This is a genomic window from Candidatus Viadribacter manganicus (assembly GCF_001679665.1).
In the GTDB taxonomy this organism is placed as follows: domain Bacteria; phylum Pseudomonadota; class Alphaproteobacteria; order Caulobacterales; family Aquidulcibacteraceae; genus Vitreimonas; species Vitreimonas manganica.
In genome coordinates, this window is the sequence record NZ_CP013244.1 from 1219697 (window position 1) to 1243281 (window position 23585).

The 23585-nt window shown below is 63.0% G+C and carries 24 protein-coding genes; 16 read left to right on the forward strand and 8 right to left on the reverse strand.

Going from position 1 to position 23585, the window contains the following annotated elements; translation table 11 throughout:
• Positions 1-128 precede the first annotated feature (128 nt).
• From ATE48_RS06440 to ATE48_RS06455, 4 genes are all read left to right on the forward strand, one after another.
• Positions 129-593, forward strand: coding sequence for a tRNA (cytidine(34)-2'-O)-methyltransferase (locus ATE48_RS06440; protein WP_066769106.1), 465 nt, complete (start codon positions 129-131; stop codon positions 591-593).
• Positions 575-1474: an oxygen-dependent coproporphyrinogen oxidase gene (gene hemF, locus ATE48_RS06445; protein WP_066769109.1), complete on the forward strand. Its 900-nt coding sequence runs from the start codon at positions 575-577 to the stop codon at positions 1472-1474. Before ATE48_RS06440 ends, hemF begins: the two co-directional genes overlap by 19 nt.
• A 62-nt stretch (positions 1475-1536) precedes the next feature.
• Entirely contained in the window at positions 1537-2229 is a 693-nt protein-coding gene (locus ATE48_RS06450) for a DUF4328 domain-containing protein (RefSeq protein WP_066769111.1), read from the forward strand.
• 33 nt (positions 2230-2262) lie between these two features.
• Positions 2263-3402, forward strand: coding sequence for an acyltransferase family protein (locus tag ATE48_RS06455; protein WP_066769114.1), 1140 nt, complete (start codon positions 2263-2265; stop codon positions 3400-3402).
• A 68-nt stretch (positions 3403-3470) separates the two neighbouring features.
• Here the strand turns inward: ATE48_RS06455 and ATE48_RS06460 are convergent, their stop codons facing one another.
• The 4 genes from ATE48_RS06460 to ATE48_RS06475 all read right to left on the reverse strand — a co-directional run bounded on the left by ATE48_RS06460 (position 3471) and on the right by ATE48_RS06475 (position 6585).
• Positions 3471-4709, reverse strand: coding sequence for a CCA tRNA nucleotidyltransferase (locus ATE48_RS06460; RefSeq protein ID WP_066769123.1), 1239 nt, complete (start codon positions 4707-4709; stop codon positions 3471-3473).
• Positions 4706-5026: a hypothetical protein gene (locus tag ATE48_RS06465; protein WP_156767631.1), complete on the reverse strand. Its 321-nt coding sequence runs from the start codon at positions 5024-5026 to the stop codon at positions 4706-4708. The genes ATE48_RS06460 and ATE48_RS06465 overlap by 4 nt, the downstream gene beginning before the upstream one ends.
• 85 nt (positions 5027-5111) lie before the next feature.
• Positions 5112-5726, reverse strand: coding sequence for an NUDIX hydrolase (locus tag ATE48_RS06470; RefSeq protein ID WP_066769129.1), 615 nt, complete (start codon positions 5724-5726; stop codon positions 5112-5114).
• A gap of 292 nt (positions 5727-6018) precedes the next feature.
• On the reverse strand, positions 6019-6585 hold the full coding sequence (locus ATE48_RS06475; protein ID WP_066769131.1) for a DUF1285 domain-containing protein: 567 nt from the start codon (positions 6583-6585) through the stop codon (positions 6019-6021).
• Positions 6586-6618: 33 nt separating this feature from the next.
• Here ATE48_RS06475 and ATE48_RS06480 point away from each other — a divergent pair, with 33 nt between their 5' ends.
• From ATE48_RS06480 to ATE48_RS06495, 4 genes are read left to right on the forward strand one after another with little or no spacing between them, the layout of a single operon-like run.
• Entirely contained in the window at positions 6619-7614 is a 996-nt protein-coding gene (locus ATE48_RS06480; protein WP_066769136.1) for an AAA family ATPase, read from the forward strand.
• A gap of 57 nt (positions 7615-7671) precedes the next feature.
• Positions 7672-8514 (forward strand): DUF58 domain-containing protein, encoded by an 843-nt coding sequence (locus ATE48_RS06485; RefSeq protein ID WP_066769139.1) that lies wholly within the window; start codon positions 7672-7674, stop codon positions 8512-8514.
• On the forward strand, positions 8511-11174 hold the full coding sequence (locus ATE48_RS06490) for a DUF4159 domain-containing protein (RefSeq protein WP_066769142.1): 2664 nt from the start codon (positions 8511-8513) through the stop codon (positions 11172-11174). The genes ATE48_RS06485 and ATE48_RS06490 overlap by 4 nt, the downstream gene beginning before the upstream one ends.
• Positions 11171-13216 (forward strand): hypothetical protein, encoded by a 2046-nt coding sequence (locus ATE48_RS06495; RefSeq protein ID WP_066769144.1) that lies wholly within the window; start codon positions 11171-11173, stop codon positions 13214-13216. The genes ATE48_RS06490 and ATE48_RS06495 overlap by 4 nt, the downstream gene beginning before the upstream one ends.
• Here ATE48_RS06495 and ATE48_RS06500 read toward each other — a convergent pair.
• Entirely contained in the window at positions 13213-13710 is a 498-nt protein-coding gene (locus tag ATE48_RS06500) for a GNAT family N-acetyltransferase (protein WP_066769146.1), read from the reverse strand. The genes ATE48_RS06495 and ATE48_RS06500 overlap by 4 nt on opposite strands.
• Before the next feature lie 93 nt (positions 13711-13803).
• Between ATE48_RS06500 and ATE48_RS06505 the strand changes: the two genes are divergently transcribed.
• Positions 13804-15093: an MFS transporter gene (locus ATE48_RS06505; RefSeq protein WP_066769148.1), complete on the forward strand. Its 1290-nt coding sequence runs from the start codon at positions 13804-13806 to the stop codon at positions 15091-15093.
• Here ATE48_RS06505 and ATE48_RS06510 read toward each other — a convergent pair.
• Entirely contained in the window at positions 15090-15503 is a 414-nt protein-coding gene (locus ATE48_RS06510; RefSeq protein WP_156767632.1) for a hypothetical protein, read from the reverse strand. The genes ATE48_RS06505 and ATE48_RS06510 overlap by 4 nt on opposite strands.
• Positions 15504-15579: 76 nt before the next feature.
• Here ATE48_RS06510 and ATE48_RS06515 point away from each other — a divergent pair, with 76 nt between their 5' ends.
• On the forward strand, positions 15580-16497 hold the full coding sequence (locus ATE48_RS06515; RefSeq protein WP_066769153.1) for an SDR family NAD(P)-dependent oxidoreductase: 918 nt from the start codon (positions 15580-15582) through the stop codon (positions 16495-16497).
• Between the two features lie 11 nt (positions 16498-16508).
• Positions 16509-16925 carry an META domain-containing protein gene (locus ATE48_RS06520; RefSeq protein WP_228126817.1) on the forward strand — a complete coding sequence of 139 codons (417 nt, stop codon included), beginning with the start codon at positions 16509-16511 and terminating at the stop codon, positions 16923-16925.
• Between the two features lie 61 nt (positions 16926-16986).
• On the opposite strand, the gene ATE48_RS06525 is transcribed toward ATE48_RS06520, so the two are convergent.
• The gene (locus ATE48_RS06525; RefSeq protein WP_066769162.1) at positions 16987-17460 is read right to left on the reverse strand and encodes a hypothetical protein; all 474 of its coding nucleotides are present in this window, start codon (positions 17458-17460) and stop codon (positions 16987-16989) included.
• A gap of 125 nt (positions 17461-17585) precedes the next feature.
• Here ATE48_RS06525 and ATE48_RS06530 point away from each other — a divergent pair, with 125 nt between their 5' ends.
• The 4 genes from ATE48_RS06530 (at position 17586) to ATE48_RS06545 (ending at position 19854) form a co-directional block, all read left to right on the forward strand.
• Complete coding sequence (locus ATE48_RS06530; protein ID WP_066769166.1) at positions 17586-18290, forward strand: pirin family protein; 705 nt, start codon at positions 17586-17588, stop codon at positions 18288-18290.
• A 161-nt stretch (positions 18291-18451) separates the two neighbouring features.
• A complete protein-coding gene (locus tag ATE48_RS06535; protein ID WP_083197193.1) occupies positions 18452-18988 on the forward strand; it encodes a response regulator in 537 nt (178 codons plus the stop codon).
• Positions 18989-19058: 70 nt separating this feature from the next.
• Complete coding sequence (locus tag ATE48_RS06540; RefSeq protein ID WP_066769175.1) at positions 19059-19274, forward strand: hypothetical protein; 216 nt, start codon at positions 19059-19061, stop codon at positions 19272-19274.
• Positions 19275-19362: 88 nt separating this feature from the next.
• Positions 19363-19854 (forward strand): hypothetical protein, encoded by a 492-nt coding sequence (locus ATE48_RS06545; RefSeq protein WP_066769178.1) that lies wholly within the window; start codon positions 19363-19365, stop codon positions 19852-19854.
• Positions 19855-19933: 79 nt separating this feature from the next.
• Here the strand turns inward: ATE48_RS06545 and queC are convergent, their stop codons facing one another.
• Positions 19934-20626: a 7-cyano-7-deazaguanine synthase QueC gene (gene queC, locus ATE48_RS06550; RefSeq protein ID WP_066769182.1), complete on the reverse strand. Its 693-nt coding sequence runs from the start codon at positions 20624-20626 to the stop codon at positions 19934-19936.
• Between the two features lie 371 nt (positions 20627-20997).
• Here queC and ATE48_RS06555 point away from each other — a divergent pair, with 371 nt between their 5' ends.
• A complete protein-coding gene (locus ATE48_RS06555) occupies positions 20998-23535 on the forward strand; it encodes a TonB-dependent receptor (protein WP_066769184.1) in 2538 nt (845 codons plus the stop codon).
• Positions 23536-23585: the final 50 nt, after the last annotated feature.

Sequence of the window (23585 nt, forward strand, 5' to 3'; positions counted from 1 at the left end):
CTGATCTCCCGGCCTTGGTTCGCCAGCGAAGCTAGGCTAGTCCGGGTTCGTTAGCGCGCGGCGGCTCGCCGCAGGCGCACGACAGATTCCCCGATTCAACCCCGACTCTCCGGCGTGGAGGCCATAACGTGAGGCTCGCCCTCTATCAACCTGACATCCCGCAGAATCTCGGCGCGGCACTTCGCCTCTCTGCCTGCCTCGGGGTGGCGCTCGACGTCATCGAGCCCTGCGGCTTCCCGCTTACCGATGCGTCAATGAAACGGGCGGCGCTGGACTACGGTGAAAAGGCATTGGTGACGCGGCATCGGAGCTTGGCGACATTTCAATCGACTCCGGAACGAAACGAAGGCCGACTGGTGCTGATCGAGACCGACGGCGCATTGAACTTTCACGATTTTGCGTTTTCCACAGGCGACACCCTAGTGGTCGGCCGCGAAAGCGCAGGATCGTCTAGGGAACTCTATGCTGCGGCGCAGGCCAGCGTCCGCATCCCAATGGTGCAAGGCTTGAGGTCACTCAACGTGATCAACGCCGCCGCGATAGTATTGAGCGAAGCCATGCGGCAAACCGGCGCTTGGGAGAAACTGGCGTGAGCGAAGAACGGAAAGCACGGGCCAAGGCTTGGTTCGAAGACCTGCGCGATCAGATCTGCGCGGCGTTCGAGGCGCTGGAGGACGAGGCGCCTGGCGAGCTCTATCCGGGCGAGCCGGGCCGGATCGTAAGGACACCCTGGCGGCGGGGTGATGGTTCGGCCGATCAAGGCGGCGGTGTCGCCGGGCTGATGCGCGGGCGGTTCTTCGAAAAAGTCGGCGTGCACGTGAGCACGGTGCATGGCGAGTTCTCGCCAGACTTTGCCAAGAACGTCCGTGGCGCGGGGGATGATCCGCGCTTTTGGGCGAGCGGCATTTCGCTGATCGCGCACATGCGCAACCCGCACTGCCCCGCCGCGCACATGAACACGCGCCACATCACCACCACCCAATGGTGGTTCGGCGGCGGCGGCGACTTGAACCCGACCCAACAGCGCGACCGCAATGAAAGCACGCCGGACGCGATTGCATTTCACGCCGCTTATCAGGCCGCGTGCGACAAGCACGGCGACGACCTCTACCCGACCTACAAAAAGTGGGCGGACGAATATTTTTGGCTGCCGCATCGCAATGAACCGCGCGGCGTCGGCGGGATCTTTTACGACCACCACAATAGCGGCGGCGCGAGCGGCGACACCTGGGAAGAGGACTTCGCCTTCACGCAAGATATTGGGCGCGCATTTCTAGAAGGCTATCTGCCGATCTTGAAGGCGCGCATGCACCAGCCGTGGACTGAAGCCGATCGCGAAGAGCAGCTGGTGCAACGCGGGCGTTACGTGGAGTTCAACCTGCTCTACGATCGCGGCACGACGTTCGGGCTGAAAACGGGCGGCAATGTCGAGAGCATACTGAGCTCAATGCCGCCGGTGGCGAAGTGGCCCTAAGGCTCTGGACGATTTGAGTTGACGCCTGCGTCTGCGCGCTGAGTATCGGCGCGGGGGAGCGAATGGCCGAGACGAAACCCGCTTTGCGCGATCCAAAGTCGCTGCTTGCTCCGTTCTACATCTTCATCATCCTTGTGACGTTCGTTGCGGTTTTGCTGAACGTGGCGACGAGCGCGTTTTACTACTTAAGCAAAGGCGATCCGAATTGGGCGCCGACAGATTATCTGGGCAGTGGCGTTGCGATCGCGGTGCTCGCACTCTCGTTGATTTCACTGGGCGCGTTCATCGGCGCGGTGATTTTCACGCTGACCATCACCTACAGGATGGTTCGCAACCTGAAGACCATCGGCTCGGGTTACATGACCATGAGCCCGTTCTGGTCGGCGGCGTTTTACTTCGTGCCGTTTGCGAACCTGGCGATGCCGGCCAATGCGATCGCCGAGGTGTGGAAAGGCACATATGCTGAACTCGAAGATGCGCCGCCAGAACCGAACGGCGCGATCGCCTGGTGGTGGGGCCCATGGTTGGTGAGCAACATCCTCGATAACGTTGCGTCGCGACTTCTCGGGACGGGGCTGTTTCAAACACCCATGCAGCCGACCCCGCAAATGCTGACCATCGGCATCGCATTAAGCATCGCGGCGTTGCTTGCGCTGGTGATCTCGTCGTTCGCGATGATCCGGTTGTTCGCCCGGTTGGCGAAGGCGCAGTCCCAAATGATTGAGCGGGTAAAACTGCGGGAAGCCTCGCCTTAGGCTCGGCCTTTTTCTTGCGTCAGGCGAGTGGTCATGACCCAACTCGCCTACCCGCAAGACCTTAAACCACTGACTTCGCTACGATTTATTGCGGCGTTCTGGGTGCTTTTGTATCATTTCAGGGACCATCTGGGCCTCGCAATGGGTCAATTCGGGCTGGTGGCGGATGGTTACCTTGGGGTCGACCTCTTCTTCACGCTTTCGGGCTTCATCCTGGCGCACGTCTATCTGACGAGCCTTGAGGGCGGCCGGTTTGGCTATGGCGGCTTTCTAAAGAACCGGATCGCGCGGGTTTATCCGATGCACCTTGCCGCGCTTGGCGCGATGCTGGTGTTGTTCGCAGGCGCCGCGGTGCTCGGTGTTGGCGAGAGCAATCGGGACGCGTTCCGCCTCTCAGATTTGCCGGCGCATCTTCTGATGATCCACGCTTGGGGCACGACGCCGAGCGTTGGTTGGAATTTCCCGAGCTGGTCGATCAGCGCCGAATGGTTGGCGTATCTGCTCTTCCCGCTTGTCGCCGGCGTGGTGGTGAAAGCGAAGCGTTGGTCGGGTGCGTGTGCGCTGGGTGCGCTGGCGCTGTGCGTCGCGAGCTTCTGGGCGCTCAGCAATTTGCATCAGGTGCTGACATGGGTCGGTCGCGACTTCTCGCAGATGACCGCGCAGATTGGTGCGCTGCGAATTCTGCCATCGTTCCTATTGGGCGTTGCGCTCTATGCATTTGGGCGTGAGCACGCGGCGCCGAAGAGCTGGGCTTGGCCGATCGTGGCCGTAAGCGCAGGTTGGGTTGTCGCTGTGACGACGCTTGGCTGGTGGGAGGGCCTGACCTGGTTCGGGCTTGCCGGTTTGCTTTACGGCTTGGCGGAAACCTCGCGCCATGGCGTCGATGCGCCGATGTCTGGCCGCGTGTTCGTTTTCTTGGGCGCGGCAAGCTACGCGCTTTATATGATCCACCTGCCGATCGACATCGTCTGGTTCCACGCGCTGGAGAAGTTCGGCGTGACCGAGACGTCGGACTTGGCGCTGCGTGTCGGCGCGATGGTCGGCGTGTTCGTTGTGTGCATCGCGGCGTCTATTGTGGCGTACCTCATGATCGAAGAGCCGGCGCGGAAGTGGATTCGGAAACTTGAGCTTGCCCAGTACGCGCCGCGTCGGGCTTCGACAGGCTCAGCCTGACGCTAGCAAGCTTCGAAGCCAACCATCAGCGTCGCCCTCAGTCGAAGGGCGACGATGGCGCGCGATCGTCAACTCATGCCTTGAGCGACGGCTTTCAACCGTTCGATCACGCTCAGCTTGTCGTCGGGGAAATCGGCGTCGATCCACCAATCTTCGACTTCACGCATGATGACGCCGACCTTGGGGCCAGCGGGGATGCCCGCGGCCATGATCTCATCGCCGGTCAGTGGCAGACGCGGCGGCTTCCACATCGTCGCGTGCGCAACGAGCGCGCGCCATTGTTGGGCTTTGTCATTCCCGGACCCAGCCCAGGCGAGCATCACGCGATCGCGGAAGGCTTCGTTGCCGAGCTTGTAAATCGCGCGGCGCATTTCGCGGAGCGACATGTAAGAGGTAAGCTTTACATCGTCGCCCAGCGCAGTAACCAGTCGATCACGTTCCTCGTTTGAGAGCTTCAAGCGGCGCGCGAGCGTCTTCGCGTTTTCCTGACCTTCGAGTGCGGCGGCAATGCGAGTCATCGCATCGACCGGCAACATTAAGTCGGCTTCGAGATCCAATAGCGCACGTAAGCGCCTGGCGTTATCGAGTTCGGGCAGCGCGCGGGCGCGAACCTCGATGGCGCTCATGCCTTCCCACGCCGCACGCGGATCGCGCGCGTCGAGAAGCTTTTTCACTTCCTTCCAGACGCGTTCGACCGACAACGTGTCGAGACCAGCGACGAGATCGGCGCAAGCTTGCAGGCCGGCTGGGTCGATCGGCGTACGCGCATACCAGGCGTTGAAGCGGAAGAACCGAAGTATGCGCAGGTAATCTTCTTTGATGCGCGTGGCGGCGTCGCCGATGAAGATGACGCGGCCAGCGCGCGCGTCGTCGAGACCGCCGCCAGTTGGATCGTGAATTTGGCCCTGCGCGTCGGCGTAAAGCGCGTTCATGCGGAAGTCGCGGCGCTGCGCGTCCTCTTCCCAGCTTTCGGTGAACGCGACAGTGGCGCGCCGGCCATCAGTGGAAACATCGCGGCGCAATGTCGTCACCTCAAACGGTTTGTGATCGACCACGACCGTGATGGTGCCGTGTTCGATGCCCGTCGGATGCGCGGCGAAATTCGCCTGCTGACACGCCGCGATCACCTGATCGGGGGTAAGCTGCGTGGCGATGTCGAGATCATCAACAGGCGCGCCGATCAACGTATTGCGTACACACCCGCCAACAAACCTCGCACTGCCCGCGCGCACGGAATCGAGCGCGGCAAGGAGCGCTTGGGTTTGCTTGGCCTTGAACCAGGCGGCATGGATGATTGGGGCGGTCATTGGTAGACGCCTTCTATCGCCTCAACGGCCACAATCAATTCCGCCAACCAAGTTTCCAAGTTGTCGTGCGGAAAGATGATCTCATCATGGTGACGAAATTCGGCGACGAAATTTCCAGGCGACGCCGCCAGCTCACCATTGGGACCGATCGGTCGGTAAAAACTGAACTCGGACCAGCGACCCTCAAACCAAAGATCGAACGCTCGGGCCTCGGCGACTTCGGCCGGAGGTTCAGCGATCTCGCCAGCTTCAAAGCCTCGTGCACTCGCGAAAGACACAACCGCCTCAAGCAGTCGCGGAATCACAGCAACGTTCACACTGAACGCGGTGGAAACTGAAGGGCGCGAACAAGCGGCCAGCGCGCTCATAAGAGCCAAGCCAAACACTCCGCGACGACTGAAGCTACCCATAGAGCCGCTCCCACAACGCCCGCACCATCCCCGCAGTCGCGCCCCAGATGTTGTGACCTTCGTAGGGCATTACGTAGTAGCGGCGCAGGCGCCCGCGGAATTGCGCTTCGCGGACTTCGTGGTTTGCGGGGTCCATCAGAAAATCGAGCGGCGCTTCGAAGGCGCTCGCGACTTCGCGCGGATCAAGCTTGAGTTCAAAGCCCGGCTCGACGAGGCCGACAATCGGCGTAACGCGAAAGCCGGTAATGGTGTCGTAGCGATCCCAAGCGCCGATGGGTTCAATGAAGCGGCGCTCCAGGCCCACCTCCTCGAAAGTTTCGCGAAGCGCCGTCTCGACGGCATCGGCATCGCTAGCTTGCACGCGCCCGCCGGGGAAAGAGATTTGCCCCGGATGCGCCGGCGTTTCGACCGAGCGCGCAGTGAGGAGCATGGTCCAACCGCCGGCGCGCTTGATGATCGGCGCGAGCACGGCAGCCGGGCGCGCTTCGGGATGATTATCGAAGCCGGGGTTCAGATCGTTGTCGCTGCGCGTACGCGCGAAGGCGCCGGCGATGTCGCCGAGCGGATCGAGTTTCTCGCGCAGTCTTTTCTCGAAATCTGTGCTCACGATTTCCCCTCCTCTTGAGAGGAAGGGGTTAGTGGCTGGGGTGATGCGCAGGCATCTGCAGGTTGGTGTGCGCGCCTCCGGGCGCGCAGCCTCGCACGCGCGGCATGATTGAACGATGTAGGCCGGAGGCCTGCGCTCCCACTCTCCAGTCGCAGAGCTTCACCGCCCCCCCTGCCCCATCCCTGCAATGGGAGGGGGAGAACCGAAATTTGTTTGACTTTGAGGGACACCTCGATGAGTTAGGCGGTGAACGGCGCTGGCGCAATTGGCGCGCGCTCATCTCCCCAACTCCCTAGGCGACGCCGAGTTCGAACCACACACCAGCGCTCCAAACGCCAAGCTTGCCCTCTTTCAGCTCGGCCCATTCCACCAGTTCGTAGAACGGCGAGCGCAGCACGCGGGCTTCCAGGCGCCCGCGCACGTGCACGTAGGGTCTAGGCTCTTGGCCTCTTCGCTCTACGCGCAGTGGGTGGTCGGCGCCGACGGCGATGATGTCGCCGAGGTTTGTGGTGAAGACGATGGATTGATCGGCGCCTTCACCCACACGATCCGCGCGGATGGCGACGAAGGGCGCGTCTTCGACTTTAACCACGATCTTTTCAGCGGGCGTGACAAGATAGGTTTGACCGTCTTCGTCTTTTCTCAAGATCGAGGCGAAGAGCTTGACCAAAGGTTCGCGTGTGATGCGCGTTCCCTCGTGCTTCCATGTTCCGTCAGCCAGGATTTCCATGCCGATCTCGCCGCAATGGGCGGGGTTCCATGTGTCGACCGGAGGCAAGGCTTTGTCGCCAGTAGCCGCTTCGCGCTTGAGCGCGGCGATCAATTGCTCCAGGGACGAGGTGTTTGCGGCTGATGTCATATTTCCGCCCCCAACTAAGCGAGCTTCGCGCCCATGAGCAATTCCGACAGTCCTGAAGCTTTGGTCGCGGAGGCGGAAGCCGCCGGGGAAGCCCTGGAGCGGGTGCGCGCCGAAATCGGCAAAGCGGTATTCGGCCAAGAGCGGGTGATCGAGCTGACGCTCTCAGCAGTGCTCGCGGGCGGCCATGTGCTGCTGGTGGGCGCACCAGGCTTGGCGAAGACGCGATTGGTGGAAGCGACGGCGCGAGTGCTGGGGCTGGATTGGGGCCGCGTGCAATTTACACCGGACTTGATGCCGGCCGATATTCTTGGCTCGGAAGTTCTCGATCAGGACGAGAGCGGGCGACGCCACTTCCGTTTCGTGAAGGGGCCGATCTTCACGCAGCTTTTGATGGCCGATGAAATCAACCGCGCTTCGCCGCGCACGCAATCGGCGCTGCTGCAGGCAATGCAGGAGCATCACGTGACGGTGGCGGGCGCAGCGTACGATGTGCCGACGCCGTTCCACGTGTTGGCGACGCAGAACCCGATCGAGCACGAGGGCGCCTATCCATTGCCCGAAGCGCAACTCGATCGCTTCTTGTTGCAGGTCGATGTGCCCTACCCGGATGCGGAGATCGAACGGAAGATTTTGATCGAGACGACGGGCTTGGGCGATCAGCAGCCGCAAGCGGTGTTGAATGCACAGACGCTCATTCGCTTGCAGCGCCTGGTGCGGGCAATGCCCGTTGGTGAGAAAGTGCTGGCCTCGATTTTGGAGCTGGTGCGTTCGGCGCGGCCTGGCTCAAGCCACGATCCACGCGTCAACCAACACGTGGCGTGGGGACCTGGCCCGCGCGCGGGCCAAGCGCTGATGCTGGCGGTGCGCGCGCGCGCTCTGCTGCGCGGCCGCTTGGCGCCGGCAGTGGATGACGTCGCGGCGCTGGCGCGGCCTGCCTTGGCGCACCGGATGCAATTATCATTCGGCGCGCGCGCCGAAGGCTTGGACATCGACACGCTGGTGGATGAACTGGCGGAGCGCGCGGCGTGATCATGAGCGCCGCTTTGCGGCGACCCTCTCTGCAAGGAAAAGCGTTTGTGTGCGCGCATGTCTGACGCATCGCGCCTTGAAGCGCTCGCGCTCGCCGGTGATCTCCCCGGCGTGTTGCTTGATGCGCGGCGGCTGGCGGCGAGTGCGCCGGGTTTGCACGGGCGGCGCCGCTCCGGGCAGGGCGAAGCATTCTGGCAGTATCGCGACCACCGAGCAGAGGACGGCGCGCGGCTGGTTGACTGGCGCCGCTCGGCGCGCGGCGATCGATATTTCGTGCGCGAGCGCGAGCGTGAGGCGGCGCAGACGGCGTGGTTCTGGATGGATCCCGATGCGGGGTTCAATTGGTCAAGCGATACAGCACGCACAACGAAGCTTAGACGCGCGCAGACGATGGCGCTTGCGCTGGCGACATTGCTGAACCGCGGCGGCGAACGTATCGGCATGTTGGGGCGTGCGCCGCGCACAGGTCCGCGTGCGATTGATCGGCTCGCACACGATTTTCTGACACCGCAAGCGGAGGCCGATCCGCCGTCGCGCGCTTGCATGATTTTCTTCTCGGATTTTTACGCGCCAGTCGAAACATGGCGCGCGCGCTTGAGCGCGGCGGCCGGCGCTGGCGCCTCGGGCGCGCTTGTGATGATCGCCGATCCGGCGGAAGAGCAATTCCCGTTTCGTGGCCGCACGCTCTTTCTCGAACCCGGCAGAAGCCGGAGCGAGACCTTGCTTGGACGCGCCGAGGCGGTGCGCGAGGCGTACACCGCGCGGCTGGAAACGCACCGTCGCGCCATTCGCCAAGCCGGTTCTAATTTTGGTTTCCCTGCCCTGCTGCATCGCACCGATCATGGCGCGGCGCCGGCGCTGGCGTTGCTAACCGCTCTCGTCTCGGAGCGATTTGCTTGAGTTTCGGGCCGTTCTTGTTTGCCGCGCCCGGCGCATTGTTGGCATTGCTGGCTCTGCCGGTGCTGTTCTTCATTATGCGCGCGACACCGCCGCCGCCGCAGCGCGAACAGTTTCCACCCGCCCGCTTGCTCAAGGGCTTACGCACGGACGATCAGAGCCGTGAGCGCGCGCCGTGGTGGCTGGTATTGTTCAGAATGCTAGCGGCGGCGGTGCTCATCCTGGCGTTCGCGCGACCGAGCCTTGCCCCACAGCCAAGCGACAGTCCGCTCGGCGGGCGGACGTTGATCGTCATCGACGATGGCTGGACCTCTGCGCCGGCATGGAGCGAAGTCCGCAACGCCGCAAACGCGGCGATCACCCAAGCCGAGCGCGCGCGCGCGCCGATCTTCATACTGCAAACGGCGCCAAGTACGCGGCCGCGCGACCCGGGTGAAGCGCTGACGGCGGCAGATGCAAAGTCACGCGTGCAGCGACTGGAACCGCAACCGTGGCGGCCGGATCGCGCGGACGCAGCAACGCGGCTCGCACGCACCGAAGGCAATTTCGATCGCATCGTCTGGATCACCGATGGCTTGAATGACGCCGGCGCCGAGGCGCTGGCGGCGGAACTACAGCGGCGCGGACCGGTGACGGCGCGTGTGCCGGCGCTGACGGCGCGCGCAATCATGTCGGGCTCGGTGACGCCCCAAGGCGTCTTGGTGGAGGTGCGGCGCGCCTCGAACGGCTCGAGTGTTGGCGCGGTCACGGCAGAAACAGCTGAAGGACGCTCGCTCGGCGCGGCGCAGTTGCAATTTCAAGCCGATGCGCTGACCGCTTCGGCGCGGATTGAGTTGCCGCCCGAGATCGCCGCGCGCGCCGCACGCGTGCGCATCGTCGGCGAACAGAGCGCCGGCGCGGTGCGCTTGTTGCCGGCGGGTGCGGGCCGGCCGTTTGTTGGATTGGTTGATCCCGGCGGCGCTGGGCAGCCCCTGCTTTCGGAACTCTTCTACGTCGATCGCGCGCTGGCGCCGTATGCAAGCTTGTCGCGAGGCGCCATTTCGCAACTCATCGACGCCCGCGCGCAGGCGCTGATCCTGCCCGACGCCGGACGCATCGCGCCGACAGACAGCGCAGCATTGCAGCGTTGGCTGGAGAATGGCGGACTACTGGTGAGGTTCGCCGGACCACGGCTTGCGAACGATGCCGATGAGTTCGTGCCGGTGCGATTGCGCCCAGGCTCACGCACGCTTGGCAGCGCACTCGCGTGGGAGACGCCGCTTGCCATCGGCGCCTTCCCGGCGGACTCGCCCTATGCGGGGATCGCGCCGCCGGTGGACGTGCAGGTGCGGCGACAAGTTCTGGCCGAGCCCGCGTCACTCGAAGAAGCGCGCGTGTGGGCGACACTTTCGGACAATTCGCCTTTGGTGACCGCGCAGGCGCGAGGGCGTGGCCTGATCGTGCTCTTTCATGTGAGCGCCACCCCGGAATGGTCTGACATGCCGCTCTCGGGATTATTCGTTGAAGTGTTGCGGCGCACGCTGGCGTTCGCGGCGCGCGCGGATGGCGCGGGCGAGCGCGAGATTTCCGGCGGGCCGTTCGTCGCGCAACGTCTCCTTGATGGCTATGGCGCGCTCGCGCCGGCGCCGGCGGACATGCAGCCGATTGCGCCGGAAGCGTTCGCAATCGCCCAGCCCTCACCCGCCACGCCGCCGGGCTTGTACGAGCGGGCGGGAGTGTCGGCGTCGATCGATGCGATGCGGCCCGATGAATCGTTGCAGCCTCTGCAATTGCCGAGTGGCGTCTCGCGCGCGGGCTTGGGCGCAGTGATCGAACGACCGTTGGCCGGTTGGCTGTTCGGCTTGGCTGGATTGATGCTGGCGATCGATTTGCTGATTGCGCTCCTGCTCATCGGCAAACTGCCGCGTTTGCCGCGCCCGCGCGCAAGCGCGGCCTCGCTCGTGCTGGCGGCTCTGATGGCGTTTGGCGGCGATGCACACGCCCAGAATGCAAATGACCCGACGCAGACATTGCGGCTCGCTTACGTACGAACGGGCGATTCACGGATCGATCGCGCATCTGAGCAGGGCTTGCGGGCGCTCTCGGATATCTTGACGCAGCGTACGTCAGTTGAACCGGGCCCGCCCATGGCGCTCGATCTCGCGCGCGATGATCTCTCGGCCTATCCGTTCATCTATTGGCCGGCGCCGCCGACGCCGCGACGGTTGTCGGACGCTGCACTGACCAACGTCGATCGCTATCTGGCGATTGGCGGCTTGCTTCTGGTCGACACACGCGATTCCGGGGCGCAGCAGCGCGGACGGCCGGCGCAGACGATGCTGTCTGGACTGGATGTGCCCCCGCTCGAAGCCGTCAATGCCGAACATGTGCTGACGCGCGCGTTCTATTTGCTGCGCAGCTTCCCTGGACGCTCGCAGTCCACGCAACTGTGGGCCGAAAGTGCTTCAGCGGCGTCATCGCGCGACGGTGTTGCGGCGATCTTCATTGGCGATGGCGACTGGGCAAGCGCGTGGTCGGGTCAAGCCGGCGTCAGTGACCGCCAGCGCGAACTCTCGCTACGGTTCGGCGTCAATCTCGTCATGGTGGCGCTGACTGGCAATTACAAAGCCGATCAAGTGCATGTACCGGCGCTGCTCGAGCGCATGAGCGAAGATCGCCGATGATTGCTGGGGCGCGCATTGGTTTTGATCCGGCGCTGCCGTGGAGCGCCATGATCGCGCTCTGCGTGATCGGCGCCATTGCGCTTGGGATTTACGTTTGGCGCGGCGGCGGCGCGCCGGTCTCGCGCGGGCTCGGCTTAGCGTTTTTGTTTCTTGGGCTGATGCAGCCACAATGGGTGCGCGAGACGCGTGAACCGGCCGACGATGTAGCGCTGATCGTCGTCGATCAGAGCGAGAGCTTGGCGTTGTCCGGGCGGCGCGAGGCAGCGCGCGCGGCAGGCGATGCGATGGCCCAGCGGCTTTCGCAAGAACAAGGGCTGGACGTACGCGTGCGCGAAACGCGCGGCGGGCCTGATGGCACCATAGTTACCGGCGTGATCGAAGATGCGCTGAGCGATGTCGCGCGCGATCGCATTGGCGGCGTGATCGTCATCACCGACGGACAGGCCGCAGATCCACCGGATGAACCTGGCCGCCTGCGCGAACTGGGACCGGCGCATGTCCTGATCGTCGGAGATCCAGAACGCGGCGACCGGCGCCTTGAACTCATCTCGGCGCCGACGTTCGGGATTGTAGGCGAGCCGATGCGGGTCACTGGGCGGGTGATCGATGCGAGCGGCAACGCGCCCGTTGCGGTGACTGTCAGCATCGACGGCCAGCGCGCGGTGAGCACGACGGTGCGCGCGAACACGGAGTTCAGCGTCGATCTCCGGTTGGCGCATCGTGGCCGCAACATGGTGATCGTGGAAGCGGCGGAAGGCCCCCAAGAGATCACGCTCTCAAACAATCGCGCCGCGTTCGCCGCCAATGGCGTGCGCGACCGGCTGCGTGTCCTGCTGATTACCGGCGAGCCGCACGCAGGCGCGCGAGTATGGCGCAATTTGCTGAAGTCAGATCCAGCCGTTGATCTGGTTCACTTTTCGATCTTGCGTCCGCCGGACAAACAAGACTTCACGCCCCTGCACGAACTCGCACTCATTCCTTTCCCGACGGAAGAATTGTTCGAGCGACGTCTGGATGAGTTCGACCTCATCATCTTTGATCGCGCCCCACAGCGCGGCATTTTGCAGGCGTATTATTTCTCGTCGATCGCGCGGCGGATCGAAGAAGGCGGGGCGTTGCTCATCACGGCCGGCGATCAAGAAGCTGGACCGGACGGGCTCTACCGCACCGCGCTTGCGGGAATTTTGCCGTCGCAACCGACGGGGCAGATCATCTCGCGCCCTTATCGGCCAACACCGACAACGCTTGGGCGGCGCCATCCGGTTGTGCGCGGCCTGCCCGCACCAGAGCGCTGGGGACGGTGGACGCGTGAGATAGATGCGCGTGCAACCGGCGGCCAAACGGTGCTTTCCGGCGCTGACGGCAGGCCGTTGCTTGTGCTCGATCGCGCGGGCCGAGGGCGTGTCGCGCAATTGTGGTCGGATCAACCGTGGCTTTGGGCGCGCGGTTACGACGGGGGCGGACCGCATGGTGAGTTGTTGCGCAGGCTCGCACACTGGCTGATGCAAGAACCCGAGCTTGAAGACGATAGCCTTACGCTCGATCCAGGCCCGCGCGGCCTCGAGATCGAAAGATCGACACTCGCCAATGCACCAGGCCCTGTCGAAATCATCTCACCGAGCGGACAAGGCTCTGAAGCAGGCTTGGATGAGACTGCGCCGGGCCTCTATCACGGCGCCGTGCCGGCGACGGAGCAAGGACTTTACGAAGCGCGCAGCGGCGATCTGCGCGCGTTCGCTGCAGTTGGCCCGCTCAATCCGCGCGAAGCTGGCGCGCTTGGCGCCAACCCCGAAATCCTGCGTCCGTTGGCAAACGCAACGGGCGGCAGCGTCTTCATGACCGGCGAAGAGGGACGCCGTTTGCCTGAGATCCGCCGCATCGAACGCGGCGCGCGCGCGCAAGGCGGCGACTGGATCGGCATTGAGCACAACGGCGCGTACACTGTCCGCGCGGCAGTTGCTTCCCCGCTTGGGCCTGGCTGGCTTTGGGCGCTGTTCGCACTTGCGCTGCTGATCTGGGGCTGGCGCCGCGAGAGCGTCTAACGCTTTGGCGCGCGGAGTTCGCCGTGCACTTTGTCGAGCCCGCCGGGACGAAGCTCAACCCAAAGCAAACGCGCAGGATCAACAGGCCCCGGCAGCGAAACGCGTCCCGCCGGAACGACGGTGAACCCCGCCGGACGAAAGAAGCGTTCGGCGCCGACGAGGACAACGCCGGCGCCCCCGCTCGCGCGGCAAGCCGCGACAGCGTCACGCACCAGCGCAAAACCAACGCCAGCAGATTGCTCGGACGGATCAACGGCAAGCGGGCCAAGAAAGAACACGGGCTCGCCGGCTTCGACGCGCCAGATGCGGCACACGCCAACGACTTCGCCCTCGCCGTTCAGGGCAATGCGCGTCAGCGCGTGCTCGAGGACCGCGCCAGCCTCACGCACGCGTTCGCTCGTCTTGGCGTAGCGGCCAGGGCCGAAGGCGCGGCTGAGCACACGCTCAATCGCGTCGGCATATTCCGGCTTCTCGGCAATCAGTGTGTGGGACATTGAGGCGCCGCGCTTAGGGCGGTGCGGGCACAGCGTCAATCGCGCCCACTTCATATTGCGCGATGCGAAGCCTCGGCGCATGGTCCCGGCCCCTTGGCGTCCCTCAAAATCCCCTCATTCGACATTTTCCGCCACCAACCGTTCGCCCAATTCTGGGTCGGGCGCTGGTGCGCGACGCTCGCAATCCAGATGCAGACCACCGCCATGTTCTGGCAGGTCTATGACAGCGCGCGCGAGCATGGACAGAACATCGCCGAAGCCTCGTTCACGCTCGGGCTTGTGGGGCTTGCGCAGTTCTTGCCGCTGCTTGGGCTCTCTTTGTTTGGCGGCCAAGCAGCTGACCGCTATGACCGGCGCCTCATCTTGTTTGCCTGCGTTGCGTTCAAGTCTGTGATCGCTTTGTCGCTGGCGTTTGCATCCCAGCTTGGACCGGAGATCGTGATACCGGCTGTGTTCACCGCGGCAATTGCCGCGGGCGCGACCAATGCGTTCTTGCCGCCTGCCGCGAGCGCGTTGTTGCCGATGTTGCTGCCGCGCGAAGAATTGCCTCAAGGCATTGCGTGGTCTTCGCTGGCGTTTCAATCGGCGCTGATCGTGGGTCCAGCGATTGGCGGCGTGATCTATGGCTTTGGCGCGACCGTTCCTTACATAAGCGCATTTGCGCTGCTGGCGCTTTCGGCGTGGCTAATGTTCAGCCTGAAGACACCCAAGCAGGCGCCGGTGAAAGATGCGCGCACCGTCGGCATGATTGTCGAAGGATTGCGGTACGTGTGGAGCAACAAGATCGTTCTGGGCGCGATCTCGCTTGATCTTGTCGTGGTGTTGCTTGCGGGCGCGGCGGCGCTGCTTCCAGTTTTTGCGCGCGATATTCTCCATGCCGGCCCGAGCGAGCTTGGCATTTTGCGTTCCGCCATGGGCGTGGGCGCGGCAACCGTCGCACTTTGGCTTGCGGTCAATCCACTGCGGCGGCGCGTTGGGTTGTGGATGTTCGGTTCTACCATCGTGTTCGGCTTAGCCACGATCGTGTTCGCACAATCGACGGCGCTTTGGCTTACAGCGGTCGCGCTCGCCATCGCGGGCGGCGTCGATATGATTTCGGTCTATGTGCGTTCGAGCCTCATTCAGCTCGCAACGCCGGATGCGATGCGTGGACGCGTCGCGGCGGTGAGCTTCGTTTTCATCTCAGCCTCGAACGAACTCGGCGACTTCGAAGCAGGATTGATGGCGCGAATTTTCGGTCCGATCAGCGCGGTCACCATCGGCGGCGTCGCGGCTGTGGTCGCGTCAGCGTTCTGGATGCGTCTGTTTCCGGCGCTCGCCAAAGCGGACGGCTTTGAGCCGATCATGCCTGACGAGGACAAACCGAAACTGGCCGCGAGCTAAAGCGGCGCAAAGACGCTCATTGCGCAAAAATAGCCCACGATCAGCGCGCCGATCGCCATGCCCCAGCCGGGTCGATCCGGGTTTTTGCGATCGAACGACCAGCCAAGAATGATAACGCCGCAGATCAGCAGAATAAATCCCAGCAACACGCGAAACGCCAATGCGCCAACGGCGTCGAGCCAGCCGCCCTGCGCGTCCAACCAAAGATCGACGCGGTCGAGATCAAAGCCGAAGGCCATCAGCACCAGGCCGACGATGCCGAACACCATGACAAGGAACATGAGGCTGCCGGCGAGCTTGCTCCCGGTGCGCACTTCGGCCAACGGCGAGATGCGCCAGAAATTGGCCGAGCGCCAAAGCTGGCCGAAGAATGATCCAATGGCGTTGAGCATGGTGTGAGTTTGGCGCACGCCGCCGCCGCAGCGTCAAGCAGAAGCGCTGGATGCGAGCGCAGGCGCGCGCTAAGTCAAACGCTCGGAGGAAGACATGGGCGTGTTGAGCGGAAAAGTCGTTGTCGTCACTGGCGCCGGAAACGGCATCGGTAAGGAATGCGCACTGCTGGCGGGCCGCGAAGGCGCCAGCGTTGTCGTCAACGATCTTGGCGGCGGCTTGAAGGGCCAAGATGCCGGCTCGGCTGGACCGGCTGAAGAAGTGGCGAAACAAATCCGCGCCGCTGGCGGCAAAGCGGTTTCGAACTCAGACAGCGTCTCGGACTACGACGCGGTCGCTGCAATGTTCGAGCAAGCCAAGAAGGAATTTGGCGGGCTTCACGCGGTGATCAATCCAGCCGGCATTCTGCGTGACGGCATGTTCCACAAGATGCCCCCGGAAGATTGGAAGGCGGTGATCGATGTGCACCTGCATGGCGCCTTCAACGTCACGCGCGCTTCGATCGAGCATTTCCGCGATCAGCAAGACGGCGCCTACGTCCTCTTCACCTCGACGTCTGGCCTCATCGGCAATATCGGGCAGGCGAACTACGCGGCGGCGAAGCTTGGCGTCATGGGGCTCTCACGCATTGTAGCGATGGAAGGTCTCGCCAAGAATGTGCGCTCCAACATCATTGCACCGTTCGCTTGGACTCGGATGATTGCGTCGATCCCGGTGAAGGACGAAGCGAGCGCGGCGCGCGTTGAGCGGATGAAGAACGGCATGCGCGCAGATCAAGTAGCGCAGCTTGCGGTGGCGCTGTGCGCCGATGGCGCGAAGGATACGACCGGACAAATCTTCGCCGTTCGCGGCAATGAAGTCTTCCTGTTCAACCAGCCCCGCCCTGTCCGTACGTTGGGACGCCTCGATGGGTGGACGCCGCAGACGCTGATCGAGCAAGCGCTGCCGGCGATGAAGGCGAGCTACACCGATGTCGGCGCCTCGGCTTCTGTGTTTCCGTACGATCCGATTTGATGGGAACGCAGATGCGCGCTGTTTTGATTGCACTCTTCATGCTTGGCGCATGCGCGCAGGCGCCGAACGAACCACCGTCGCCGACGCCTGCCGCGATCCATCTTTCGGGCACCAAATGGGTGCGCGTCGATGATCTAAACGCCAACCCGCACGGCGCGACGATGGATTTCGAAGCCAATCGGGCGTCGGGCTACACCGGATGCAATCGCTGGACTTCAGAGGTCACGCAGAACGGCGAGCAATTGCAGTTCGCGATGACGGCCGTCACCGAAATGGCGTGCGGAGCCGAAGTGCAGATGGCGACAGAACGTAGCTTCTTGGCGGTGATCGATGCCGCACGCTATGCGCACTACGACCGCGACGCTCTGGTTCTGCTGGATGCCGAGCAAAACGTGATTGCGCGTTTCGACAGCACGCTGGCGCAATAGTAGTGGCCGTAAAGATGACGGCGGAGCAGGAACGACCCCGCATCCGCCGCATCAGTCCTTATTACGGAGTCGGCGTCGGCGCGATTTCGACCGTCGGCACTTGGCGTGGGCAGCGATCGGCGCCGCGCTCACCGAGGCAGTGCTCGACAACCGCCTCAGCCGCACCCGGTGCAAACGAAACCAGCCACTTCTCGTTCGGATCCATGCGCGTTGCGCTCACCAAAGCGCCGCACTGAACCGTGAAGACAGCGTCGTTCGTATGAGCGGCGTAGATGCTGGTTGGATCGACGTTGCCCGGCACGTTGATGCGCTCAGTGCCGCGAACGGCCGTGCACGGGGGCGTCAGTTCAGGGTGCGCTTGCTGGTAAGCGGCGAGCTGCTGATAGGCGAACACCGGCTGCGTTTCCGGGCTCATGGCCTGAACCTGCTCAAACAGACCCTGCGGCGGCGCAGGTTCTTCGGTGGTTGGCGCGGTGGATTGACCGCAGGCCGTGAGCAGAAGTGCAGCAGCTGCTGCAAGATACGTACGGATCATAAGGACCTCCCCTTTGCCCGCACTTGCACTCCGCCCCGGCGCTTTCGTCAAGCTCCAGGTGGTGTCAGGCTTGTGCCTTGAGAAGCAATTGCGACGGCCCACCTAAAGCGGCGAAGAGGTCACCCATGATTGAGAAACGTCCGTTCGACAGTTTGGGCCGCCACGACGCCGATTGGCTCGCCGCCCGCTACCATTTCAGCTTTTCCGGTTACCACGACCCAAGCCGCGTTCATTGGGGCGCGCTGCGCGTCTGGAACGACGACACCATCAAGGCCAAGACCGGCTTTCCGCCCCATCCGCACTCAGACATGGAGATCATCACCTATGTCCGCAGCGGCGCGATCACGCACCAGGACTCGATGGGCAATAAAGGCCGCACCGAAGCGGGCGATGTTCAGGTGATGAGTGCAGGCTCGGGCGTCACGCACGCGGAGTACAATCTCGAAGACGAGTCCACGACGCTCTATCAAATCTGGATCGTGCCGAAGGAGCGCGGCGGCAAACCGTATTGGGGCGCGGCCAAGTTTCCGAAGGACGAACGCTCTGGCGCGCTCGTGACGCTTGCGTCAGGCTTTACGGAAGATCAGCAAGCCGGCGCGCTGCCAATCCGGCAAGACGCGCGTCTGCTCGCGGCAACGCTAAAGACCGGCCAAAGCGTTGCCTATCAACTTGGCGAAGGGCGCTTTGCATACATCGCGCTCGCCAAAGGCAAAGCGAAGGTCAACGGCGTCGAACTTGGGCCGCGAGATGGCGCGGCGATCAAAGATGAAGCAGAGCTTTCCATCGAAGCGGGCGAAGATGCGGAGATTGTTCTCGTCGACGCGCCGTGAAGTTGAATTGGGCGTCAGATTTGTGCGTCCGATTGTGAAATCTTGAGGATCGCCGCCGATTTACTGTCGGCGGCGGTTTTCGTTTCGTCGGACCCTCAAAATTTACCGGTCGTTTGCAATTTCAGGAGCTTCTGCGAGCAGGTTTTTTCTAGGGGCGGTCAGTGGCGACGCTGAACGACATTCACGTGCTGGTTGTCGACGACAACAAGCAAATGCGCTTTCTCGTGCGCTGCCTGCTGCGCGCTGGCGGCATCAACAAAGTCACTGAAGCAGAAACCGGTGGCCAGGCGCTTGAGATCATGAGCGCCCGCCTCATCGATCTGATCATCGTCGATTGGAAGATGTCGCCACTGGACGGCCTGGCGTTCACGCAAATGATCCGCCGCAATCATAACAGCCCCAATCCGTACGTGCCGATCCTCATGCTGACCGCGCATACTGAAACGTCACGCGTGACAGCCGCGCGCGACGCCGGCGTCAGCGGCTTCGTGCGCAAACCGATCAGCGCACGCCTGCTGTTTGATCGCATCTCAAGCGTGCTGACCGACACACGCATGTTCGTTCGCACTGAAGGCTATTTCGGTCCGGACCGGCGCTTTGGACAGGACCCGCACTATGCCGGACCGCTTCGCCGCGAGTGCGACCGTGGCGGCGAAGAGGAATCGCTCGATCTCGACGATCTCCGCTGGAGCGCGTGAGGCTGCAACGCGCGCTTGCTATGAATGGCGTCGCCGCGCAGGTTCCGGCCCGTTGCACGCGGGGAATAAAATGATCCGAGCTTTGTTCTTGGCTTTAATCGTCACGCCGCTGCTCGCCGGCTGCGTGGTCACGGCGGTTGCCGGCGCGACCGGTGCGGTCGTGGGCGCGGCTGTTGGCGTCACCGGCGAGGTTCTCGAAGCCACCGTCGATGTCACCGGCGCTGTCGTAGACGCCGCGATCCCCGGTGACGACGATGACGATAAGGACGATGACGACAACCGGTAAAACTTGGCCAACGTTGTGACGCGAACGTGAGTGGTCAACGCGCGAACCGCTGGCATATTTGGGTCAATCAACGCTGAGGGAGCCGCCTATGCGCATTCGTTACCTGCTCGCTGGAGCTGCAGTTTTCGCATTCGCAGCACCGGCCTGGGCGCAATCGACGCCCGTCTCCTTCTCTGCGGAATTCCAAACCTCGCTCGAAGAAGATTTGGGCGTGCGTGAAGGCGAAGTGCTTCGCACAGCCGTCACCGAAGCGATCGCGCACGAACTGGGGCAGCGCGGCATTTCGAGCCAAGGGCTTAGCATCGATGTGACGATCGTCGATGCCGAACCGAACCGGCCGACGATGCAGCAGCTCTTCGATGAGCCGTCTCTCGATTCCAGCTCGATCTCGATCGGCGGCGCCGAGCTTCGTGCAGTGCTGCACAATGCCTCCGGCCAAACGAGCGAGGTTACCCATCGCCGGTACAATCATTCGCTCGCGGATTTGAACGGCCCGGCTTCGACTTGGACTGAAGCGCGCCGCGCCATTCGTCAGTTCGCCGTGAAAGTCGCCGACGCTTACGTCGCTACCCCGCGATAAGTCGCCAAGCGCCGGGGCGGGCTCTAGGTCCTCTTCCTCGTTGCCCTACCCGCCCTGGCGCGTTTTCTCTCCAAAATGCTTATTTAGCGCCAAATTCGCGCCATCCATTGGCGCGGAGTTCGCAGGCTGGGCACACGCCGCAGCCATAACCCCAAGCGTGGCGCAAAGAGCGATCGCCCTCGTAACAAGTGTGGCTGTGTTCAAGGATCGCGTCGACAAGAGACGCCCCGCCAAGATCGTGCGCGAGCCCCCATGTTTGCGCTTTGGTCAGTTGCATCAGCGGCGTTGCGACGGTGACCGGCGTTGCAAGACCGAGCGAAAGCGCTTGTTGCATCGCGTCGATGGTATCGCGCCGGCAGTCGGGATAGCCAGAAAAGTCGGTCTCACACATGCCGCCGATAAGCGTGTCCGCACCGCGGCGATAGGCGTGCGCAGCGGCGACCGAGAGGAACACCAGGTTGCGGCCGGGCACGAAGGTGCTGGGCAAGCCGCTCTCAGTCATCTCGATGGCGCGATCAGCGGTGAGCGCGCTTTCGGCTAAAGCGCCGTAGCCTGCAAGATCGACGACAACATCGCCGCCTAGCCGCGCGGCCCATTCGGGCCCGATCCCCGCGATCGCGGAGCGGAGAATTGGGCGCTGGCCCATCTCGACGGCGTGGCGCTGGCCGTAAGCGAAGCCAATTGTCTCCACCCGGTCGAATTTTGAGAGCGCCCAGGCAAGGCAGGTGGCAGAATCTTGGCCCGCAGAGAACAATACCAACGCCGCGCTCATCGCCCGCTTATAGCAGGGCCCGAGTCGGGCCTCGCAAGAGTCCGAACCTCAACCCAAAGGCACAATTGCTCAAAAATTTACACCTTTTGGTTGCAAATTGGCGCCGCTTGCATGTCGCATAGGCCAAACGGCCTAGACAATTGTGAGGCTGCCTTAGGGTGACTGTGACCGCGCCGCCTCAGGGGCTCAACGCCATGACGCGAGCGTCAAGTTATACCATCCAGACCCGTTGACACTTAAGGGCTTAACCCCTGCTATGCGCACTTGGACAGGTTAGGGCGCGGGGGGAGCACCCGCTCGTCAGCCCGACCACGCCTATGGTCTGCCGCGGACACCCAACAGAAGGTGATCCGGGCACTGGGAGGACGGCGATGAGCAAAAAGTCAAATTGGGGTCGGATTCTGCTGTCGGGCGCGTCGCTCGCAGCTATGGGGGCGCTGGCGTCACCTGCTCTGGCTCAAGATGCAGATGAAGTAACGGACGAAATCGTCGTGACGGCCACGGGCCGCGCCTCGGCGATCCAAGACGTTCCGCTGGCCGTTACGGCCGTGAGCGGCGAGCAACTGGAAAATTCAGGCGTGCAGGATCTGCGCGACGTTACGCAAGTTGCTCCCTCGCTCTCAATGGGCACGGGCCAATCAAACTCCTCGGGCACAATCGTCCGCATCCGCGGCATTGGCACGGGCTCGGATAACCCGGGCTTCGAAGGCGCGGTCGGCATTTTCATCGACGGCGTTTATCGCTCACGCGCTGGTGCGGCTCTCGCCGACTTGCCCGAACTTGAGCGCGTCGAAGTTCTCCGCGGCCCGCAAGGCACGCTGTTCGGCCGCAACACGTCTGCCGGCGCCATCAGCGTCGTGTCGTCGGGCCCGAGCTTCGAGCCTGGCATGTACATCGAAGGCGCCTATGGCTTCGATGACCTTGAAGAAGTTGGCCTTGAAGCTGGCGTCAACGTGCCGGTTAGCGATTCGCTCGCGTTCCGCGTTGACGGCGTCATTCGCGATCGCGGTGGCTACATCACAGACGCCATCAGCGGCGATGACATCAACAGCTCGAGCCGCTGGTCTGCGCGCGCGCAAGCCCTTCTTGACATCACGCCGGACGCTTCGGTCCGCTTCATTCTCGACGCCGCCGAAAGCGACGCAGTTTGCTGCGGCGCCGTGCTGGTGAACGCGGGCACAACCTCAGCGCTGATCTCTGCGCTGACGGCGGGCACCGGCGTTCTCACAAGCCCGGCTGAAGATCGCCGCATGACCGTTACGCCAGGCCGCGGCTATGGTGAAACGACGGACGAAATCGGCTTCTCGGGCCAACTCGATTGGGATCTTGGCGGCGTCAACCTCACCTCGATCACGGCGGTGCGCGATTGGAACGCTGAGCGCGATCAAGACGTGGATTTCACCTCTGCAGATATCGCCTATCGGGACGGTCTTGAGATCAGCATCTCGAACCTGACCCAAGAGTTCCGCCTGCAGGGCGAGACTGGTCCGGTGAACTGGCTCGTCGGCTTGTTCTACTCGCAAGAAGAAATCGACACGACGGATCGCATCCAGCAAGGCTCGCAAGCTTCGCTGTTCGCAAACCTCGCGGTTTCTTCAGGTCACACGGCGCCGGAACTGTTCAACTTCTCGGCCCAACCGTCGATCTTCCAAGGCGTTGCGCTCACGAGCTTCGCAGCGTTCCCGGCGGTTATCGCCGCGGTCAACGCAACGAACGGTGGCTACCTCATCCCCGCCGCGGCAGGCTCGGGGCAACAAAACGACGCATGGAATGTTGAAACTGAAAGCCTTGCGCTCTTCACGCACAACGAAATCAGCATCAGCGATAACCTCGTGCTGACCCTCGGCGTGCGCTACAGCGAAGAAACCAAGGACCTCTCGGCCAACCTCAACGCCGTGAACCCAGCTTGCGCGTCTCTCCAATTGATGGAAACGAACACGTCAGCTGCAACCCCCACCCCGGGCGGCATCGTTACGGCGATCCAAGGCTCGGCATCGGGCGCCACGGCGATGGCGCTGGCTTGCAACCCGGCCGTCAACCCGATCACCAACGGCATCTGGGCAGGCAGCCGTGAAGAGGAAGAGTTCAGCGGCACCGCTTCGTTGGCCTACCACCTCAACGACGACATGATGGTCTATGGCGGCTACTCGCGCGGCTACAAGGCGGGCGGCTTCAACATCGACCGCTCGGGCTTTGCGATCACGCCGGCGACGACCTCGTCAGCCGCCGCGAACGTTAGCCAGCTCGCGTTCGAGCCGGAATTCACGGATGCGTACGAAGTCGGCATCAAGACGACGCTGTTCGGTGGCACCACCACCTTCAACGTCACCGGCTTCTATCAAGCGATTTCGGATTACCAGTTGAACGCCTTCAACGGCTTCAACTTCATCACCCGGAACGTGCCGGACGTGATCAGCCAAGGCGTCGAAATCGAGTTGAACACCAACCCGATCGAAGGCCTGAACATCAGCGCCGGCCTCGTTTACAACGACGCCTATTACGACAGCACGGTCGTGTTCAACACGCTCGACCCAGTGCCGAACACCGTGAACGCGGGCACAACGCTTTCACTTGCGCCTGAATGGGTGGCGACGGGGGCTATCGCCTACCGCGTGCCGATCAGCGAGAACTTCGGCGCCCTGTTCTATCTCGATGGCCGCTGGAACAGCGAATACACCACTCAAACGCTGAACCATTCAACATCAACGGACAACGAGTCCTATGCGATCTTCAACGGCCGCATCGGCATCGGCCCGCAGAACGACCGCTGGTCACTCGAACTGTTCGGGCAGAACCTGACGGACGAGTTCTACTTCGTCGGTGGCTTCGCGCCGCCGCTGCAGAACTCACGGGTTATCTATCCGAACGAGCCGCGCACCTACGGCGTGTCGCTCCGTCTGCAATACTAATCAATCCAGCAAGATTGAGCCTGACGGCCGGAGCGAAAGCTCCGGCCGTT

Bases quoted from the DNA above. Each gene is read 5' to 3' on its own strand.
- ATE48_RS06495 (WP_066769144.1), top strand. From the start codon at position 11,171: ATGATTGCTGGGGCGCGCATTGGTTTTGATCCGGCGCTGCCGTGGAGC.
- ATE48_RS06525 (WP_066769162.1), bottom strand. From the start codon at position 17,460: ATGATCCGTACGTATCTTGCAGCAGCTGCTGCACTTCTGCTCACGGCC.
- ATE48_RS06555 (WP_066769184.1), top strand. From the start codon at position 20,998: ATGAGCAAAAAGTCAAATTGGGGTCGGATTCTGCTGTCGGGCGCGTCG.
- ATE48_RS06485 (WP_066769139.1), top strand. From the start codon at position 7,672: ATGTCTGACGCATCGCGCCTTGAAGCGCTCGCGCTCGCCGGTGATCTC.
- ATE48_RS06530 (WP_066769166.1), top strand. From the start codon at position 17,586: ATGATTGAGAAACGTCCGTTCGACAGTTTGGGCCGCCACGACGCCGAT.
- ATE48_RS06455 (WP_066769114.1), top strand. From the start codon at position 2,263: ATGACCCAACTCGCCTACCCGCAAGACCTTAAACCACTGACTTCGCTA.
- ATE48_RS06515 (WP_066769153.1), top strand. From the start codon at position 15,580: ATGGGCGTGTTGAGCGGAAAAGTCGTTGTCGTCACTGGCGCCGGAAAC.
- ATE48_RS06480 (WP_066769136.1), top strand. From the start codon at position 6,619: ATGAGCAATTCCGACAGTCCTGAAGCTTTGGTCGCGGAGGCGGAAGCC.
- ATE48_RS06545 (WP_066769178.1), top strand. From the start codon at position 19,363: ATGCGCATTCGTTACCTGCTCGCTGGAGCTGCAGTTTTCGCATTCGCA.
- queC (WP_066769182.1), bottom strand. From the start codon at position 20,626: ATGAGCGCGGCGTTGGTATTGTTCTCTGCGGGCCAAGATTCTGCCACC.
- ATE48_RS06450 (WP_066769111.1), top strand. From the start codon at position 1,537: ATGGCCGAGACGAAACCCGCTTTGCGCGATCCAAAGTCGCTGCTTGCT.
- ATE48_RS06460 (WP_066769123.1), bottom strand. From the start codon at position 4,709: ATGACCGCCCCAATCATCCATGCCGCCTGGTTCAAGGCCAAGCAAACC.
- ATE48_RS06540 (WP_066769175.1), top strand. From the start codon at position 19,059: ATGATCCGAGCTTTGTTCTTGGCTTTAATCGTCACGCCGCTGCTCGCC.
- ATE48_RS06520 (WP_228126817.1), top strand. From the start codon at position 16,509: ATGCGCGCTGTTTTGATTGCACTCTTCATGCTTGGCGCATGCGCGCAG.
- ATE48_RS06475 (WP_066769131.1), bottom strand. From the start codon at position 6,585: ATGACATCAGCCGCAAACACCTCGTCCCTGGAGCAATTGATCGCCGCG.
- ATE48_RS06500 (WP_066769146.1), bottom strand. From the start codon at position 13,710: ATGTCCCACACACTGATTGCCGAGAAGCCGGAATATGCCGACGCGATT.